Origin of the sequence: Capnocytophaga sp. oral taxon 324 str. F0483, from assembly GCF_000318315.2 — a bacterium.
In the GTDB taxonomy this organism is placed as follows: Bacteria; Bacteroidota; Bacteroidia; order Flavobacteriales; family Flavobacteriaceae; genus Capnocytophaga; species Capnocytophaga ochracea.
Genome location: NZ_KB291535.1, coordinates 128,818 through 147,903, shown reverse-complemented (window position 1 = coordinate 147,903; position 19,086 = coordinate 128,818). Strand labels below are relative to the sequence as shown.

At 39.2% G+C, this 19,086-nt stretch carries 14 protein-coding genes and 1 other RNA gene; 13 read left to right on the top strand and 2 right to left on the bottom strand.

Translation table 11 applies throughout. From position 1 onward, the window contains the following. Nucleotides 1-340: 340 nt before the first annotated feature. The 10 genes from HMPREF9072_RS10945 to rnpB all read left to right on the top strand — a co-directional run bounded on the left by HMPREF9072_RS10945 (nt 341) and on the right by rnpB (nt 9,116). The gene (locus tag HMPREF9072_RS10945) at nt 341-1,513 is read left to right on the top strand and encodes an AIR synthase related protein (RefSeq protein ID WP_009750648.1); all 1,173 of its coding nucleotides are present in this window, start codon (nt 341-343) and stop codon (nt 1,511-1,513) included. After that, nucleotides 1,494-2,660 carry a hypothetical protein gene (locus tag HMPREF9072_RS10940; protein WP_009750647.1) on the top strand — a complete coding sequence of 389 codons (1,167 nt, stop codon included), beginning with the start codon at nt 1,494-1,496 and terminating at the stop codon, nt 2,658-2,660. Before HMPREF9072_RS10945 ends, HMPREF9072_RS10940 begins: the two co-directional genes overlap by 20 nt. Nucleotides 2,661-2,771: 111 nt before the next feature. Next, entirely contained in the window at nt 2,772-4,127 is a 1,356-nt protein-coding gene (locus HMPREF9072_RS10935; RefSeq protein ID WP_002677119.1) for a peptidylprolyl isomerase, read from the top strand. An 81-nt stretch (nt 4,128-4,208) separates the two neighbouring features. Next, nucleotides 4,209-4,814, top strand: coding sequence for a CDP-alcohol phosphatidyltransferase family protein (locus HMPREF9072_RS10930; protein ID WP_009750646.1), 606 nt, complete (start codon nt 4,209-4,211; stop codon nt 4,812-4,814). Further along, on the top strand, nt 4,801-5,589 hold the full coding sequence (locus HMPREF9072_RS10925) for a phosphatidate cytidylyltransferase (RefSeq protein ID WP_009750645.1): 789 nt from the start codon (nt 4,801-4,803) through the stop codon (nt 5,587-5,589). The genes HMPREF9072_RS10930 and HMPREF9072_RS10925 overlap by 14 nt, the downstream gene beginning before the upstream one ends. Further along, a complete protein-coding gene (locus HMPREF9072_RS10920) occupies nt 5,577-6,617 on the top strand; it encodes a patatin-like phospholipase family protein (RefSeq protein WP_009750644.1) in 1,041 nt (346 codons plus the stop codon). Before HMPREF9072_RS10925 ends, HMPREF9072_RS10920 begins: the two co-directional genes overlap by 13 nt. Then, the gene (locus HMPREF9072_RS10915) at nt 6,614-7,354 is read left to right on the top strand and encodes an SDR family oxidoreductase (protein WP_009750643.1); all 741 of its coding nucleotides are present in this window, start codon (nt 6,614-6,616) and stop codon (nt 7,352-7,354) included. Before HMPREF9072_RS10920 ends, HMPREF9072_RS10915 begins: the two co-directional genes overlap by 4 nt. Before the next feature lie 82 nt (nt 7,355-7,436). Then, complete coding sequence (locus HMPREF9072_RS10910; RefSeq protein WP_009750642.1) at nt 7,437-8,279, top strand: transketolase; 843 nt, start codon at nt 7,437-7,439, stop codon at nt 8,277-8,279. A 40-nt stretch (nt 8,280-8,319) separates the two neighbouring features. After that, nucleotides 8,320-8,799 carry a hypothetical protein gene (locus HMPREF9072_RS10905; protein ID WP_009750641.1) on the top strand — a complete coding sequence of 160 codons (480 nt, stop codon included), beginning with the start codon at nt 8,320-8,322 and terminating at the stop codon, nt 8,797-8,799. Nucleotides 8,800-8,810: 11 nt separating this feature from the next. Beyond that, an RNA gene (rnpB, locus tag HMPREF9072_RS11805) (RNase P RNA component class A) lies at nt 8,811-9,116 on the top strand. A gap of 72 nt (nt 9,117-9,188) precedes the next feature. On the opposite strand, the gene HMPREF9072_RS10900 is transcribed toward rnpB, so the two are convergent. Together HMPREF9072_RS10900 and HMPREF9072_RS10895 are read right to left on the bottom strand one after the other, a co-directional pair. After that, nucleotides 9,189-11,432 carry a nitric-oxide reductase large subunit gene (locus HMPREF9072_RS10900; RefSeq protein WP_009750640.1) on the bottom strand — a complete coding sequence of 748 codons (2,244 nt, stop codon included), beginning with the start codon at nt 11,430-11,432 and terminating at the stop codon, nt 9,189-9,191. 202 nt (nt 11,433-11,634) lie between these two features. Continuing rightward, nucleotides 11,635-12,420, bottom strand: coding sequence for an HAD family hydrolase (locus HMPREF9072_RS10895; RefSeq protein ID WP_009750639.1), 786 nt, complete (start codon nt 12,418-12,420; stop codon nt 11,635-11,637). Between the two features lie 574 nt (nt 12,421-12,994). Between HMPREF9072_RS10895 and HMPREF9072_RS10890 the strand changes: the two genes are divergently transcribed. The 3 genes from HMPREF9072_RS10890 to HMPREF9072_RS10880 are packed head-to-tail and all read left to right on the top strand — an operon-like array spanning nt 12,995 to nt 19,086. Continuing rightward, on the top strand, nt 12,995-16,042 hold the full coding sequence (locus HMPREF9072_RS10890) for a SusC/RagA family TonB-linked outer membrane protein (RefSeq protein WP_009750635.1): 3,048 nt from the start codon (nt 12,995-12,997) through the stop codon (nt 16,040-16,042). Between the two features lie 30 nt (nt 16,043-16,072). Next, nucleotides 16,073-17,713, top strand: coding sequence for a SusD/RagB family nutrient-binding outer membrane lipoprotein (locus HMPREF9072_RS10885; protein WP_009750634.1), 1,641 nt, complete (start codon nt 16,073-16,075; stop codon nt 17,711-17,713). Beyond that, the gene (locus HMPREF9072_RS10880) at nt 17,683-19,086 is read left to right on the top strand and encodes a hypothetical protein (RefSeq protein ID WP_009750633.1); all 1,404 of its coding nucleotides are present in this window, start codon (nt 17,683-17,685) and stop codon (nt 19,084-19,086) included. Before HMPREF9072_RS10885 ends, HMPREF9072_RS10880 begins: the two co-directional genes overlap by 31 nt.

The window sequence follows — 19,086 nt, the reverse complement described above, 5'->3', positions numbered from 1 at the left end:
AGAGCCACTGTAGAGCCACTGTAGAGCCACTCATTGTTTAATTATCCTATAAGCTTTGTATAATCCTCTTCCAATTTCACGGCATTTGCATTTTAAATAATAAACTTATATTTTTTTGATTAATTACAAAAATAAACTCCGCAATAAGAGAATATTAGATGTTTTCTAATTAAAAAGTCACTTTTGAGGATTGCCCCCTTCCTTTCGGAAAGTCCGCGAGAGCGGAGTATGTGAGGGGAACGGGGGTTAGGTCTTTAAATGCGAACGCACTGCACCACATTGTACCAAATTTGCTAATTGATAAATTATTCTTACCTTTGCCTCTCAAAAATAAACTATAATGGAAGTAAGCAAACGTTATGCACAACGCGGAGTTTCGGCAGCCAAAGACGAAGTGCATAAAGCTATCAAAAATATCAATAAAGGATTATTCCCAAAAGCCTTTTGTAAAATAGTCCCCGATTACCTTACGAGCGACGACAACTATTGTCTTATAATGCACGCCGATGGCGCCGGCACCAAGTCGGCTTTGGCATATATGTATTGGAAAGAAACCGGTGACCTAAGCGTGTGGAAAGGCATTGCACAAGATGCCCTCATAATGAACATAGACGATTTATTGTGTGTGGGAGCAGTCGATAATATTATGCTTTCGTCCACCATTGGGCGCAATAAAAACCTCATTCCTGCGGAAGTCATTTCAGCTATTATCAACGGAACAGAAGAGCTGATTGCAGAACTCTCTGCCTTTGGAGTGCATATCCATTCTACAGGGGGAGAAACTGCCGATGTAGGTGATTTGGTGCGCACTATCATTGTCGATTCTACCGTTACAGCGCGCATAGAACGCCGTAAAGTGATTGATAACGCAAATATCAAAGCGGGCAATGTGATTGTAGGACTCGCCTCCTACGGTCAAGCTACCTACGAAAACCAATACAATGGCGGTATGGGTAGCAATGGACTCACCTCAGCGCGTCACGATGTGTTTGCAAAAGTATTAGCACACAAATACCCCGAAAGTTTCGATGCCTCTGTCCCCAGTGAGCTCGTATATGCTGGCACGAAACAACTTACCGACAAGGTAATTGGCAGTCCGTTAAACGCTGGCAAACTCGTTCTCTCTCCTACTCGTACCTATGCACCTATCATCAAGAAGATATTTGAAAAGTACAACAATACCCAAATATGTGGTATGGTGCATTGCAGTGGAGGCGCACAAACTAAAATATTGCACTTTGTAGATAACTTGCATATTATCAAAGACAACCTTTTTCCTACCCCTCCCCTTTTCAAACTCATTCAAGAAGAATCTAACACCGATTGGAAAGAGATGTACCAAGTGTTCAACTGTGGGCATCGTATGGAGCTCTATGTAGAGGAAGCCATTACAGAAGATATTATCACTATTGCAAAATCATTTAATGTAGAAGCGCAAATCATAGGTAGGGTAGTCTCATCAAATAATAAATGTCTCACTATAAAAAGCGAATATGGTACTTTTGAATACTAAATTAAACATACGAACTGATGTACGATGGGCATTTACCTATTTCGTTATAGTAGTGTGCTTGGGTATCTTTATGCGCTCGGTACAAGTAGTGGACTATCCTTTCGAGTTCAATTATCGAAATATCGTGCATACTCATTCGCATTTAGCACTTTTAGGGTTTGTATACGTACTGCTCTCGGCTATTTTAGTGCGCACTTTCATTCCTCTTAACGCTCAACTTCACAAACGTTACCGATGGCTGTTCTATATCACTCAGTTATCGGTATTAGGTATGCTATGTAGCTTTCCTTTTCAAGGATATGGGGCTGTTTCTATCAGTTTTTCATCAGTGTTTATCTTCTGTACCTATTTTTTTGCGAAGTTTTTTATGAAGTATGCCACTTCTCCTTTTGTAAAAATGGGAATTTGGTATCTTATCCTATCGAGTTTGGGAATATGGCTAATGCCCGTAACCATAGTGAAATATGGCAAGTTCTCTGATATGTATATGTGTGCCATTGCCTTCTTTTTGCACTTTCAATACAATGGTTTTATGCTCAGTAGCCTAATGGGACTCTTTATAAAGAAATACGGTTGGGACGTTCAATATCCTCAGCTCATCAATCGCGTATTCATTCTGTTTCAAGCAGGAATTATAGGTTCGCTTTTCATCTCTTGGGTAGGCTATTTTAGCTATCCTATTTACTATATTGTAGGAGGAGCTTCGGTGCTTATTTGGCTCATTGCGGTAGTGATGATATTGCGTTTATACCTAAAAACTCAACCTAAGAGTTTTTTAGCTACTGTATTTATCAGTTTCTTTATCGCCAAAGTAGTAATGATGTTCACAGGTGCTTTCCCTGTTCTTACGCCTTATTTGTTTAAAAACATCGACCTGTTGATAAGTTACTTGCACTTTAATTTTCTGGGGATTGTAACCATAGGTCTCTTGCTGTTTTTAGAAGAAGTATACAAAGTAAACCGATGGCTCGTTTATCTGTTTCTTTTTGCTTTTATCACCACCGAGGTACTCATCACCTACAAAGGGTTTTCAGTAATTGTAAACTATCCTATTTTCAGTAATTTTTATGAATGGTTATGGGCATTCACTGCTCTTTTTTACTTTCCCGCAATAGGGTGGTTCATCGGTAGTTTTAAAATAAAATAAAGTAGAAAGTTTCGTTTTTCCAATATAAATACTACTTTTGCAAATTAGTTAGTGCAATTAGGCACATCTTTTGATATAATAACAGAACGTTTAAAGTTAATAACGAAGTTTATGAATAAAACAAAAATTTGGTCAGTACTTGTAATATTGTTGTTCACGACTCCCTTTTTTGCCCAAAACAATGAGCGCAGAAAGGTAGATGGTGTAGCAGCGGTAGTAGGTGATTATTTGATTTTAGAATCAGATATCGACAAGGCGTATATTGATTTGCAACAGCAAGAGGTAGACACTCGTGAAATCAACCGTTGCCAAATGCTCGGCAAACTGATGGAGGACAAACTCTACGCTCACCAAGCTGTGCAAGACAGTGTGAAGCTCACCGATAGCGAAGTACGTGACCAAGTGAACCAACGTATTGAGTTTTTGACCGCTCAGTTAGGTGGCGACATTAAGAAACTTTTAGAGTTCTATAAAAAAGACGACGAACAATCTATGCGCGACGAGCTTTTCAACCTCCTAAAAGTGAGTATGCTCGCTCAGCGTATGAAACAACAAATTATAAAAGATATAGAAGTAACTCCTGAGGAAGTACGTACTTTCTTCAACGCTATTCCAGCCGATGAACGTCCGCACTTTGGTACTGAATTAGAAATCGCTCAAATTGTAGTCAATCCTGTAGCTCCCAAGAGTTCTGTACAAAAAGTAATAAACCAACTCAACGATATTAAAAAAGATGTAGAGGAAAACGGTATGAGTTTTTCTACCAAAGCCATTCTCTACTCGCAAGACCGCGCTACTGGCGGACAAGTACTCACCTTCAACCGTAACTCTGCTTTTGATAAAGCTTTTAAAGACGTAGCCTTCACTCTGCGGGAAGGAGAAATATCTAAGCCCTTTGAGTCTAGCTTCGGTTGGCATATTATCCAAATGGACAAGATTCGCGGTAAGGAAGTGAGTGTACGACACATCTTGTTAATGCCTGAAATTCCTCAAGAAGCTCTCAACGAGGCTAAAGAAAAGATAGCCAAAATACGCGACCGTATTGTAAACAAAGAGCTTACTTTCGACGAGGCTGCACGTAATTTCTCCGATGAAAAAGAAACCCGCAACGATGGCGGTCAGCTTATCAACCCCGAAGACCTTTCTACTCGTTTCGAGCTTACCCGTATAGAGCCTACACTTTACGCTCGCATTTCAGACCTTAAAGACAATGAGGTATCAGTACCTTTCCTCGACGAAGATAGAACAGGCAAAAAGACATATAAGATTTACCAAATCACCAACCGTATTGAGGAACACCAAGCCGACTTTGTAAAGGATTACGTAAAGATACAAGATTTAGCTCTGAAAGAAAAACAACTGAAAGCCATCAGTAAGTGGATGAAAGAACATATCGAGAAAACTTACATTTCAGTAAACGGAGAATACAAGAACTGTAAGTTTGAAAACAATTGGCTTAAGAAATAATTAGTGAATAGTGAAAAGCAAGTTTTGTTTTTCACTATTTTTTATTACTTTTGCCTCATCAATGTTTATATAGCTCAGTATATGATTTCCGTTTACAAACTAAAACCTAAATTTCAGCAGTTGCTACACCCTATCTTGCTGTTCTTGCATTGTAAGAAAGTAACTGCAAACCAAATAACGATAGTTGCTATTTTGTTTTCTTTAATAATTGGAGTGCTCTTTTGGCAAGCCTCTGAATGTCGTTACTTCTTCTTAGCCTTACCTATAGGTCTACTCTTGCGTATGATTCTCAATGCACTCGACGGAATGATGGCTCGCGAGTTCCAGCAAACCACTTCTTTAGGTGAAATCCTCAACGAATTAGGTGATGTGGTTTCTGATGTGTTCATCTTCTTCCCTTTGCTGAAATATCACCCCGAAAGCCTTTATTTAGTAGTTATTTTTATTGTGCTCAGCGTTCTCAATGAATTTGTGGGCGTAATGGGCAAAGTGTTAGGCGGTGAAAGACGCTATGAAGGACCTATGGGTAAAAGCGACCGTGCCTTACTAATAGGCATTTACGGACTTTTAGCTTTTTGGGGCGTTTCTATCACTTCCTACTCAGCGATTGCCTTCGGGATTATAATTGCTTTACTGTCCCTCAGCACCTTTATTCGTCTCAAAAAAGGACTTTATGCCCAACACTAATAGCCATAGTAAGTTTGCCGATGTACCTCTTCGCATTAGGAGTTGGGTATTCATTATTGCTGTCTTCGCAGGGGCTGTATATAATAAACTTACGATGCGTATTTTTATATGTTGGGTGAGTTTTCAATGTTTAAAAGAATTAGGACGGCTCTTTTCTTTCAATACCCGTTATTTACCTATTGTTATCGCTATACTACAAGGCGTTTTACTTTTCTGTTTTCCTCATTATCAAATTTATTTATTAGGGGCTATAGTTCTGCTCATTATTTCAGTTTTAGGAACTTTCTTTGTAGCCAAAAACGAAGCACCTTATATAGCCCTCTCTTTGGGTATCGTTCTATTTGCTTATCCACATTTGTTTTTTTTACTTTCAGTACCTAACGGCTTGTTATGGGTTATCTTTTTGGTTGTTTCCACCGAACTGAACGACGTGTTTCAATACTTATCAGGTAAATGCTTTGGCAAGCAAAAGATACTGCCCGAGGTGAGTCCAAATAAAACTATAGCAGGTTGCGTAGGAGGAATTTTACTCACACCTTTAGTAAGCGTGTGTTTGGCATATGTGCTCGGTTTACAAGCGTCCCTTCACACGTGGCTGCTCTTAGGGGTAACTATTAGCTTTTTCGGCTTTTGGGGTGATGTATGTATTTCCTTTCTCAAACGCAAAGCAGGCGTAAAGGATACTGGCAACCTTATTCCTGGTCACGGCGGACTTTTAGACCGTATGGATAGCCTTTTGTTTAACAGTATATGGTTCTTTCTATGGGTACAGTGAAAACATTCCATCGCTCCTTAGTCTTCTCAGGAGGAGGTACACGTTTTGCCCTTTATGGCGGTATGTACAATGCTTTAGATGATTTAGGCAAAACTCCTTCGCTACTGATAGCCTCTTGTGGAGGTGCTTTTGCAACTCTAATCATCAACGCTTTTCCTACACATACTGCTCGCAAAGCCTACCTGCAATCCGAAGAATTTTATAATTTCATCAAGAGCCTTTCTCTCACCCCTTATAGTCAATTATACCGTATAGGCTTTTTAGCTCTTAAGAAACAATACGACAAGAGGCACGCTCCTTATATTGAAGATGTGTATCATCGCTATTTGGTAACAATGGCACAAAACCTTTCTAATCTATTACCGAGTCTCGCCAAAGTGCAATTCTCCTCTACCCTACCTACTATTATTGTCGGTTCTAAAATGTTATTCACTCCTGATGAATGTGGCAAACGGAGAGGGGCTCGTAAGCTTTACCAAAAAGTACTCTTTACCGATACACAAACTGCAAGACATATAAATCTGCAAGCCATTCAAATCTCTTCTGATAACTATTTACAATCGGCAGTTGCTAAAAATATTCTCCTTAAAACAGAGATACCAATGCTCACAGCTGCTCGCATTTCAGTTTCTGATATGTTCTACGTAGCTCCGGTAAATATAGCAGATAATGTGTTTGCAGGAGGCGCAATAGATTTACTACCTATAGAATTAGCAAATACTCTTTCGCAAGAAGTGATAAGAGAGGAAAAACAGCCTTATAGTTCTACTGAAGAAGCGTTAGTGCGTGCAGTTTTAGGTTTTAGTGGCAACGAGCGTTTAGCCGAAGTAGCACAATATCCCGCTAGGCTCATCGATACCCGCGATGCTACTATGGTCTTAAAACGATTTTACTCAGAGAAGTATATCAACTGGAAGCGATGTGCGGTAGATATTCACTTTCCAAAAAGCTACGCTCACTATCGTGAACAAATAGAAAAACAATGGGACTACGGTTATCAAACTACAATAAACGCTTTTAAACAATGAATGTATTTATCATAGGAGGCACCTCAGGCATAGGGTTAGCATTGGCAAGCTATTATCACCTACAAGGCAATCGCGTAGGTGTATGTGGAAGAGATTTGCAAAAGCTCGCTGATGAATTGCGTTTTGAGAAGTACCAAGCCGATGTAACCAATATAGTGCAATTACAAAACGTTATACAGCAATTCGCAGGCGAGAGGGCTTTGTCGTTGCTCATCAATTGTGCAGGTAGGTATGCTGAAGATGTAGCAGATGAGATTAGCTATGAAGAGGCTGTGGCAATGCTTCAAACCAATATTATGGGAGCTGTGAACTGCTTAGAAGTTGGGCGAAAAGCAATGTGCCACACAGGCGGACAAATAGTCTTACTTGCTTCTATTTCAGGTATTTTAGACTACCCCGAGTCAAGCCTATACACCAAGACCAAGCGTAGTGTGATACAAATAGCCGATGCTTATCGCCGTGCTTTGCGTCGGTATGGAATCGCAATTACTACCATTGCTCCAGGCTATGTAGATACTCAAAAACTACGTGACCTCAACCACAACGACCTCTCTAAGAAACCTTTTCTTGTAACCGAAGCCCAAGCCGTGAGAGAAATCACGCAAGCTATTACCGAAAAGAAAGCATTGCTTTTATTCCCAAAACAAATGAAATGGTTAATGCGTTTCCTCTCATATATGCCCTCTTTTGTGCTTTCAAAGATAATGTATAAGAAAGCTCATTATATGAAGAAATAAAATTTATTATCCTTTCGTTGTTGCTTTTGTCTTTAAAAATTGTACCTTTGCGGTATTAAAAATATAAAACTGAAGAAATACAATGAATATCCAACAACTTACCGACCTTACTACGCAGGTGCGTAGAGATATCCTCAGAATGGTTCACAATGTAAATTCAGGTCACCCAGGGGGCTCTTTGGGTTGCGCTGAATTCCTTGTATGCCTCTACAACGAGGTAATGGATATCAAACTACCTTTCTCTATGGAAGGTAAAAACGAGGATTTATTTTTCCTCTCTAACGGACATATATCGCCAGTGTTTTACAGTGTATTAGCACGACGTGGGTTCTTTCCAGTAAGTGAACTGAACACTTTTCGCTTGCTCAATTCTCGCTTACAAGGTCACCCTACCCCTCACGAAGGGTTAGAAGGTGTACGCGTGGCTTCGGGTTCATTGGGACAAGGGCTTTCAGTAGCCATTGGGGTGGCTTTGGCTAAAAAACTCAACGGCGATAACCACTTGGTATATACCCTCCACGGCGATGGTGAACTGCAAGAAGGGCAAATATGGGAAGCCGCAATGTACGCCGGGGGTAAAGGAGTGGACAACCTCATCGCTACTGTAGACTACAACCACAAACAGATTGATGGACCTACCGATAAAGTAATGCCTTTGGGCAACCTTCGCGCCAAATGGGAAGCCTTTGGTTGGCAAGTAATCGATATTGAAAAAGGTAACGATATCGCCTCTATCTTGAAAGGATTGGCAGATGCCAAAGTTTTAACCGGCAAAGGTAAACCCGTGTGTATCTTGCTCCACAGCGAAATGGGGAATGGCGTAGACTTTATGATGGGTACTCACGCTTGGCACGGCAAAGCTCCTAACGACGAGCAATTAGCCAAAGGTTTAGCACAGAACCCTGAAACGTTGGGCGATTATTAATTAGCAGATTAGCAAATTAGAAAATTAAAAATTGATATTTATGGCTGAAATTACTGAAAGATTAGCTGATAGTGAAGAAAAGGAAGAGCTTTTAGCTTTGAAAGAAAAAGCTATTGACTTGCTAAAAGAAAATAATTTCGCTTGTGATGAAAGCAATCCTAAAGAAGTAGCTACTTCTTTAAGACATTTTATTGATGCTTATAAAGAGCAAAAAGTTACTGCCGATACCTTAGCATACGATAAGGTAGATTTAGCTTATGGTTTAGGAGAATTATTTGCTAATGCAGTAATGAATTTCTATCAATGGGAGTATTTCTATCTTGACAAAGGCAACGATGTCGCTGGTTTTGCAGTAGTAAATCCTAATAAAAAATGGTATATTTTTGTTCATCATTATCTCTACGATTTACTTTTTGATGAAGAAAAGGAAAACAACCTATTACTAAATTTCAATATGCTTGAAGCAAGTGTATTAACACCTTATGAAAAACCTAATCAAAAGTATATAGGGTTAAGTTAAGAATTATAAAAAGAGCAAATCAGCTTATCGCTACTAAGGTAGAGGAAAGTCTGGACACCACAGAGCATCATAGCGGGTAACACCCGTCCGCCGTGAGGCGAGGACAAGTGCAACAGAAAGAATGTATGGGTAATGCCATAGTGAAATCAGGTAAACTCTATGAGGTGCAACGTCGCGTAAACCAGCGTTTGAGGGTTGCTCGCCCGATGTTGGAGGGTAGGCGGTTAGAGCTAATGAGCAATCATTAACCGAGATAAATGATAAGCACCTGCTCGGTAAGGGTAGGTACAGAATCCGGCTTATGATTTGCTCTTTTTTATATCCAAAAAGCCAAAGAGCTGTCCTCTTTTGAGGACGTCTCTTTGGCTTTTTCAATTTCATCTTGTAAATTATCGCTTGTCTCTTAATGACCAACCGGTTTTAAGCCCAATGATGAAGTATACCAATAGCAATTCACCTATTGCTAAGAGTATATCACCTGGAATGCGTAACCAACGTATGGTTTGCATCAAATCGGTGTGCATAAACTCCTCAGAACGCGCTGACCAATAACCGTTTTGAATAGCTTCTACTGCTTGCATAATACCTATAGGAAGTAAGCTTCCTACCAACATCACAAGCAACCCTATATTTATCAACCAGAATGCCCAACCAAGAATCTTGTTATTCCAGTGACGATCAGGATACAAACCGCGAAGCACAAACAAGATAAGTCCAATACCAAGGATACCATATACCCCAAAAAGGGCTGCGTGTCCGTGAACTGCCGTAGTATTTAATCCTTGAATGTAGTACAAGGCTATAGGCGGGTTAATGGCAAAACCAAAGATACCTGCCCCAAGGAAGTTCCAGAAACACATCGCAATAAAGCAATAGATAGGCCATTTGTAGGCTTTTATCCACTCAGTAGATTTAGAAATCTTGTAGTTGTGATAAGCCTCATATCCTATGAGTACCAAAGGCACAATCTCCAAAGCACTAAAAGTAGCTCCTAAGGCTAATACACCCGTAGGGGTAGCACTAAAATACAAGTGGTGGAATGTACCCAATATACCCCCTGCTAAGAATACAATAGTAGAGAACAATACTGAGGCACTCGCCACTTTCAAGCGTAACAAGCCCATACGTGAGAACAAGAAAGCAGCCACTACGGTAGCAAATACTTCAAAGAAGCCTTCTACCCAAAGGTGAACTACCCACCAACGCCAATATTCGGCAATAGCCATATGTGTTTGGCGACCATACATTAAGCCTGCGCCATAGAAAGCGGCAATAGCTATAGAAGCCAATACAAAGAGTAATAACAAATGGCGGTTTTCGTCTTTCTTTCGTAAAGCAGGTAATAAAGCTCTTACCATCAAGAACAACCACAAGAATAAGCCTACAAGCAATAGTATTTGCCAAAAACGACCCAATTCTAGATATTCATAACCTTGATGTCCAAAGTAGAAGTTTTCTACTAAGCCTAATTTTTGCATCACGCCAAACCATTGTCCTGCCAAAGAACCTAACACCACTATCAGTAGGGCGATAAAGAGTATATTTACCCCCAATTTTTGATATTTAGGCTCGTGTCCTGATACCGCAGGAGCTATGTAAAGCCCTGTAGCTAGCCAAGAGGTTGCTATCCAGAAAATAGCCAACTGTACGTGCCAGCTACGCGAAATAGCCTGTGGAAATATCATATCAAGCGGAATACCAAAGAAACCTCCCCCTTCTACACCATAGTGTGCTGTAATCACCCCTGCCACCATCTGTACCAAGATAAGTAACGATACTATCCAAATGTATTTAAGGGTCGCTTTCATTGAAGGTGTAGGTTTCATACCGCGCATTGGGTCTTCCGCAGGAAGATGTTCATTTTCTTCTTCCTCTTTGTTGCTTGCGTGATAATACACCAAGAGTCCTACCCCAAAAAGCAACATCAGTACACTAAATCCTGACCACATTTGTAGTGAAGTCGAGGGGTGATTGCCTATCACAGGGTCATAAGGCCAGTTATTGGTATAGGTTACATCGCTATTAGGGCGATTAGTGCTACATACCCAAGAAGTCCACGTAAAGAATGCATTCATCTGTTGCATACGCACAGGGTCTTTGATAGCATTCTTCGGAATCGCGTAATGAGTGCGCGTTTCACTTAGCGAAGGGTCGTCCATAAAGAGTTTGGCGTAATACGCAGCCAACTCTTTAGCCACCTGAGCACGCTCTGGCGAGAAGGTAATCACACCTGTTTCTTGGTTAAAGGTGTTCGTACGCAACTCTTTGCGCAACTGCACTTGGTACTTCGCTTGCTCATCTTCAGGCAGGTCTTTGTACACCTTACCGTCTTTCTGAGCAAAGAGCTCTAATAGCAATACCGATTCGCGGTGTAGATAATCAGCATTCCAGTCGGGTGCTATATAAGCACCGTGTCCCCAGATACTACCTACGGTTTGACCACCCATCGATTGCCAAACATTCTGACCATCTTTAATGTCTTGCCCTTCATAGAGCACTTCCCCATTGGTCGTTACAATCTTTTCGGGGAAAGGAGGTGCTGTACGGTATATTTCTACACCGAAGAGAATCAGCACAAGGAATGAAGCAGCCACTGTTGCCCCAAGCCAAATCCATAATTTCTTACCTGTCATAAATAAAATATATTAGTGTTTTTGTAATTTCTGGGTGCAAATATATAAAAGATAATTGTATCTTATATATCTTTTGTATTATTTTTTTGCGTCCAATTTTAAATTTTTCTTGCAAAAAAGAAGGTTACCTATTGAAAATCAACAGGTAACCTTCCTTGTTTTTTTATGAGTTTTGTACTCCTTCTTTTCTGCTATTCTTCTTTTAATTTATCAAATGTTGTATAGTTTTCACTACTCCCGCCTCGTTATTATCGTATTCAGTCACGTAATTAGCAATAGCTTTCAAAGCCTCTTGGGCATTCTTCATCGCGTAACTCATCTCAGCGGTTTGTATCATTTCTACATCGTTCATATGGTCGCCAAAAACCACTGTTTCCGATGGCAAGACACCTAATTTCTCTTGCAGACGTCTTACCGCCACCCCTTTATTCACATCACTTCGGGTAATATCAAGCCATATCTCACCTGAGACCACCACATTAAAATCATTCTCATACTTTTTCAAAAGAGGATAGCTATTGATCCTTGAAATTCCTTCATCACAAATAGTTATTTTAAAGATGTCATCATTCACTTCCGAAAAGTTCATCACCTTTGTATGAGCGGGATAATGTCTGGCTATTTCATCAAAAATAGTAACACTATCCGTCTTAATGTAGGCATTCTCTCTCCCACAAAGCGCTACGCCTATTTGCCCAATCTGTTCGCAAGTTTCCAATATAGGGCGAATACCATTAGGGTTCAAAGGGTTTTCAAAAAGCGTCTCCCCTTTGTATATTAGCGAAGCTCCGTTATCAGGAGCAAAAGCTATCTCGTCTTTAATAGGTGCAAAAAGCTCGTGCAAACTCTGTATTTGTCGTCCACTCGCCACGCAAAAATTAATTCCACGGGCTCGTATCTCCTTAAAAACTTCCCAAAAACTCTCAGGTACTTCCTTCTGATTATTCACCAAAGTACCATCAATATCCGTTACAATAAGTTTTATCATACATTCTAATTTTCGGCAAATATACAAAATTATTCACACATATCGTTCAAATATGTTTTTCATATATCTCAACCACCTCTTCACTTCCGTTTTACTTCGTTTTGTTACCCTCAAAATCACCTCTTTTTCTCATCTTTTAACCACTCACTTTCAAACACTTATATACCCTTCCTATACCAATCGTCCAAGATTCGTATAAGCCTTCCTATAAGCTCTCTATAAGCTAACCCCACCCTTCTAATAGCCTTTTTTCATCAAAAACCCTCCCTCCCTTCTTCCGAACTTCTCCGATATCTTCTGAAAACTCCACACCCTTCTGAACTGTTCGCCCCCTAAGGCATAACACCACTCTTTACATCAAACTGATATTAATTAATATCAATATCATTAAAAAAAATCACATCACAACTTTAAGATTTCACAAAGAATATCCTGCAAATCTATAAAGTTATAGAATATTTTTATTATTTTTAAAAAATATTCATTTTTATCTTTGCCGTTATTAAAAACATTTTGTACTTTTGCCCCCAATTGTGAAATACATCTTGAAGTATTAATTTTTTTATACTATTCTATGAACAAAAGATTTTTTATAGCAGTGCTTTTAACAATTTATGGCAGTATTTTGTTAGCACAGGAAAAAACAGTTTCAGGGAAGGTTACCGATGAAGGAGGTATTCCTCTCCCTGGTGTAACGGTTGTTGTGAAAGCTACAACGCGTGGTATGGCAACGGATATGGATGGTAAGTACTCTATCCAAGTGAAAGAAGGAGCTACTATCGAATTTAGTTCTGTTGGTTTTATTTCTCAAAGTAAAAAAATACCTACAGGAGGTGGAAAAACATTTACTTTAAACATTATCTTAAAAGAAGAAACTCAACAACTCGGTGAAGTAGTAGTAACGGCTTTGGGTATCAAAAGGCAAGAAAAAGCACTGAGTTACAACGTTCAACAGGTGAAAGCAGAAGAACTCACCAAAGTAAAAGATGCTAACTTCGTGAATAATCTCAACGGTAAAGTAGCGGGGGTAAATATCCAACGTAGTGCATCAGGAGTAGGAGGTGCTACCAAAGTGATTATGCGTGGCGCAAAATCTATCACAGGTAGTAACAATGCTCTTTATGTAGTAGATGGCATTCCCCTCAACAATGCTTCTTCTGCCTCTGATGGCGGTGACAACGGTATCGTAGGGGGAGGAGAAAGTATTTCAGATTTCAATCCCGAAGATATTGAAAGTATCAACGTACTTACAGGGCCTTCTGCAGCTGCCCTTTACGGAGCTGCAGCTGCCAATGGAGTAGTGATTATCAACACAAAAAAAGGAAAAGAAGGCAAAGTAGCAGTAAACTTCAACTCAAAAGTAGAAGTACTTACTCCTTTTATTACACCTGAGTTCCAAAACACCTACGGCAGTAGTGGAGAAACCAGCTGGGGACCTAAACTTGCAACTCCTTCTACCTATGACCCTCTAAAATTTTTCCACACAGGGATAGTACATAACAATGCAGTAGATTTTTCACTAGGGTCAGCACAAAATCAAACCTTTGTATCATTCGCTTCTACTGATTCCAAAGGAATTATCCCTACCAATGGCTATTATCGCCATAACTTTATGGGACGCAATACAAGTCATTTTTTTAATAACAAATTACATTTCGATTTCTCGGCGAGCTATATTTTGCAAGGTAATCAAAATATGTATTCGCAAGGAGGCTGGTTTAACCCTCTGACCTCTTTATACCTTTTCCCACGCGGGGATAACTTTGAGGAACTAAAAGCGTGGGAGCGCTGGAATCCTTCTCGCAAAATTCACGAACAATATTACCCCTACGTAGGTAATGTATCTAATGGTGTAGTAAAAGAAAATCCTTATTGGAATATATATCGCCAACTCTTCTTTGAAAAAAGAAAACGCAATATGTATTCAGCTTCACTTACTTACGATGTACTCTCTTGGTTAAACATCAGCGGGCGTGTACGTATTGACAACACACAAGGAGAAGGCGAAATGCGAGCTTATGCTACCTCCGACCCAAGTACAGGAGTAGGAAAACGTGGGGAATGGCGCTACACTATGCGTACTATTAACCAAACTTATGCCGATATAATGCTGAACATCAATAAGGACTTTGGTAAATATGTAGACCACGACGGTAACGACCGCAAACTCTTCAACATCACTGCCAACATAGGTTCTTCTTATGACGACAACCTTAATAAAACCGCAGGATTCCGAGGAAATCTACACACTACTTCCAACTTCTTTGCAGCAAGTAATTTAGACCCTCGCGGAGGAAAAGTACAAACCCATAGTCATACACGTAATATAGCTGTTTTTGGCAGTACTGAGTTAGGGTGGAAAAGTCGCTTATTTCTTACTCTCACAGGGCGTACAGACTGGGCATCGCAACTCGTCAATACCAAAGATGAAGCTATTTTCTATCCTTCAGTAGGACTCTCAGGCGTCATTTCAGAATTTGTAAAAATGCCCGAATGGCTATCCTATTTAAAGGTGCGCGGTTCATATACCGAAGTAGGTTCTCCTATTTCACAAGAAGGCTTTACACCAGGTACCCGTACTTTTGGATATAGTGGCACAGGCATTAGTCCTGATAGAGATTATCCTTTCCCTGACTTTACTGCTGAGCGTACCAAATCTTATGAAATAGGTATGAATGCTAAACTCTTAAAAAATGCTCTCAGTTTAGATGTTACTCTATATAAATCAAATACCTATAACCAACTTTTGTCATATGACTTGCCAGAGTCTAGTGGTTATAAACGTTTATGGCTACAAGCAGGTAATATTGAAAATAAGGGAATTGAAGCAGGTTTAGGTTTTAACCAATCTTTTGGAAAATTAGATTGGAGTAGCCATATTACTTTTACACGCAACGTCAACCTTGTAAAAGAATTAGTACATAACTACCGTAACCCTATCGACGGATCTTACTTCAGTATCACTAAAGTAGGAGGTATACGCGAAGGAGGATCTATGACCGATGTGATTACTGATAAACTCCTCAAACGTGGTGCCGACGGTAAATTAGTAGATTCTGGTAAAGGTACTTACGAAATTGATAATACCCGTGAGTATCTCATAGGTAACACAGCTCCTGATTTTACAATGGGTTGGCGAAACAGTTTTACTTTTATGAAAAATCTATCACTTGATGTAATGATTTATGGTCGCTTTGGTGGCATTGTGCAATCACGTACTCAAGCGTGGCTTGACCAATATGGTGTATCAAAAGCTACTGCCGATGCTCGCGACAGAGGTGGCGTAATGATAGACGGACAGCTATACGATGCCAAAAAATACTATGAGACCATTGCTAACGGAGGAGTGAGCTTGCCCGCTTACTATAGCTACGATGCTACCAATATACGCATTCAGGAGTTATCACTAACCTACCGTTTACCATTAAATGAAATAAACAAAATGAAATGGCTTAAATCGCTAAGTATGTCAGTAACAGGTTACAATTTAGCAATGTTATATCTCAGAGCTCCTTTTGATCCTGAATCAACTGTAAATACAAGAGGATATAGCAATACTGCAGATTTTTTCAGAATGCCCTCTTTACGAAGTTTGGGTATTTCTATTAAGGCAGCATTATAAAAATTATTGTCAATTAAAAAATATAAACCAATGAAAAAGATAATATATATCAGTATTTTATCACTCTTCATCTTCTCTTGTACCAAAGATTTTGAGGAAATAAATACTAATCCCACCAACCCCACTAAAAAGTTAGCTGAACGTGATGGGGTAAATGTAGCGGGCTATTTAGGTACTATTCAGAACCAAATTATTCCTACTCGCGCTGTGAATGGAACAAATCTCTACCAAACTTCCATCAATATGATGGGAGACAGCTATGTAGGCTATATGGCTCCTCCTATCAATAAATGGAACAACGGTAGAACTATGATTACAGGTTATATGGCTGAATGGTGGATGAACAATAACTATTCTGGTATGTTTAGTAATATCATCTCTTCTTGGCGCGATATCAAAGCCAATACCATCGATGCCGATGCTAATGATGTTACCTATAAAGCTGTATACCAAATGGCGATGATTTGTAAAGTTTTAGGGGTGCTTCGTGCTACTGATATGTTTGGTCCGCTACCTTACTCAAATCAAGGAAAAGGACTTACTAAGGTACCTTATGATTCAGTAGAAGCTATATACAATCAGCTTTTCAAAGAACTTACCGAAGCTACTACCTATCTAAAAGAATTCAAACAAAGCTATAGTTTGCCAGAAAGTATACGCGAAAATGACTTTTTCTATGGAGGTGATTTAAATAAATGGATTAAGTTTGCTAACTCTATTAGGCTCCGTATGGCTGTGCGTATCAGATATGTAGCACAAGACAAAGCTAAAGAGGAAGCTCAAAAAGCCTTAGACGGAGGAGTAATGGAAGACGTTACTGATATGGCAAAACTTCAAACGAATGAACGCCTCATCATCTTAAATTGCTTAGAAATGATAGCCAATAACTATCAAGATACACGTCTTGGAGCTACTATATTGTCTTATCTTAAAGGATATAACGATCCTCGATTGACAGTATACTTTAAACTCAACCCTACTGAAAAACCCGATGGTTATACTAACCAAACACAGTTACAGGGTATTCGTGCAGGATTTATGGGTAAAAAAGATTATTTAGGTTTTGGTTATCCTAACGTTAAAGAAGATGGTCCCACTTTTGTAATGAAAACCTCAGAAGTATATTTCCTAAGAGCAGAGGCAAAACTCTTTGGACTTACTACTGATGCTAAAACAGACCAAGTTCTTTATGAAGAAGGTATTGCTATGAGTTTTAGAGAAAATGGAGTGAACTCTAATGCCTATACTAATAACAATACTGATAAACCAGCTGATTACATAGATCCTATTGACAGTAAATACAATCAAGCAGCTCCTTCATCAGTAACCGTAGCCTATAATGGTACTAATGAAGATAAGTTAGAGAAAATTATCACCCAAAAGTATTTAGCCATTTTCCCCGATGGACACGAAGCGTGGAGTGAGTGGCGCAGAACAGGTTATCCTCGTCAAATCAAGCCTGTAGAATACAATGCTGATGCGATTCACGGTAACACTATAATGTCTACCGATGGGCGTACCAAAGGAGTACGCCGTGCTATCTATCCACAATCAGAATACACAGGTGAAAACAGAGAAAATGTACTAAAAGGTATTCAATTATTGGGAGCTGGCGCCATTGACGACTGTAATACCCACCTATGGTGGGATGCAAACCCCAATACAAGATAATTGCAAATAACAAAAAGATAAGTAATATTAAAAAAATAATTACTATGAAAAGTTTAAATTATATAAAACATATTAGTCTTTGTTTCTTAGGGTTACTAGTAATAAACTGTGTAAAAACAGAGCCTTTAGATATAGAAAAAGATTATAAACAGCAACTTACACAACGTGCTCAACAAGAACAACAACGCGAAGCTGAAGCCAAAGCCAAAGCTGAAGCTGAGGCACAAAAAAAATGGGAAGCTTACTATAAAATGCTCACTGAATACAAACAAAAAGCGTGGGCTAATACAGGCGAAAAACCTTTTATTTATATGTGGTGGACAGGCTGGCGTGCCGCTGATGGACTCGAACGCACGTGGTTACAATCTATTCCTGATACTACCACTGCCATTTCTCTATGGGGAGGTTATGGTAAACAACCCGCTGATATGACTGATAACGAGAAATACGACTTGGAGGTATTTCACAAAAAGGGTAGCAAAGTCTTTTTGTGTTGGCAAGTATCCAATGTAGGACAAGGATTACCTAATGAAGGAAATAAATCAGGTTTTACCCTTTTCAGAGAAAAATATGGCGAAGAGAAAGATTCTGATAACGAAACCTATCGCTGCCAAATCTACGCCCGTGAATTAGCCCGTTATATTATTGCTTGTGGTTTAGATGGTTTTGATATTGACTGGGAGCCTACTATTGGTAATCATAACTACTACAGTTATAATGAATTTGCTTCTGGTTCTTCTACCAATGGTTATCAAAAGAATATGGATACTTTTATTCGAGAAATAGGTAAATATTTTGGTGAAAAATATTCAGGAGAACAACGCAAGCAGTATTTGCGCGAACTCTTCGATGAAAACCACACAGGTTATCACCAAAAAGAAAAAGAATATATCAAAGCTTACAAACCATTTTTTGAAAAAGGAAATTATGCAGAGAAAAAATACTGTTTGTTATTTGATGGACAATATGAAAAACTTATCAATACAGACGATGTAGACAGCTATATTAGCAAATATATTATGCAAGATTATGGAGATAATAGAGTAGGTAGTCCTTTTACAAGTAATCCTTACAAAAGTGTTTCCACCTCTGAATTTGAAAAAGGAAGCTACCTTTCTATAATTGTAAAAGCAAAAGCAACAAAAATAGGAACAGTGGGAGGGGTAGGTTCTTACCACGGCGAGCTTGACTACTCCTTTTCTGCCGAAAGTTCCCTTTTTAAAGGATATATGGAAAGTAATAAAATTAGCGGTCGCAAATACAAACATTACGCTTGGTTGCGTGAGGCAATCCGTATTATAGACCCGCGCTCCAACGAGGAGTATAAAGATTTTAAAGAAGAAATCACCATCAATAAACCTAATAAAAAGTAA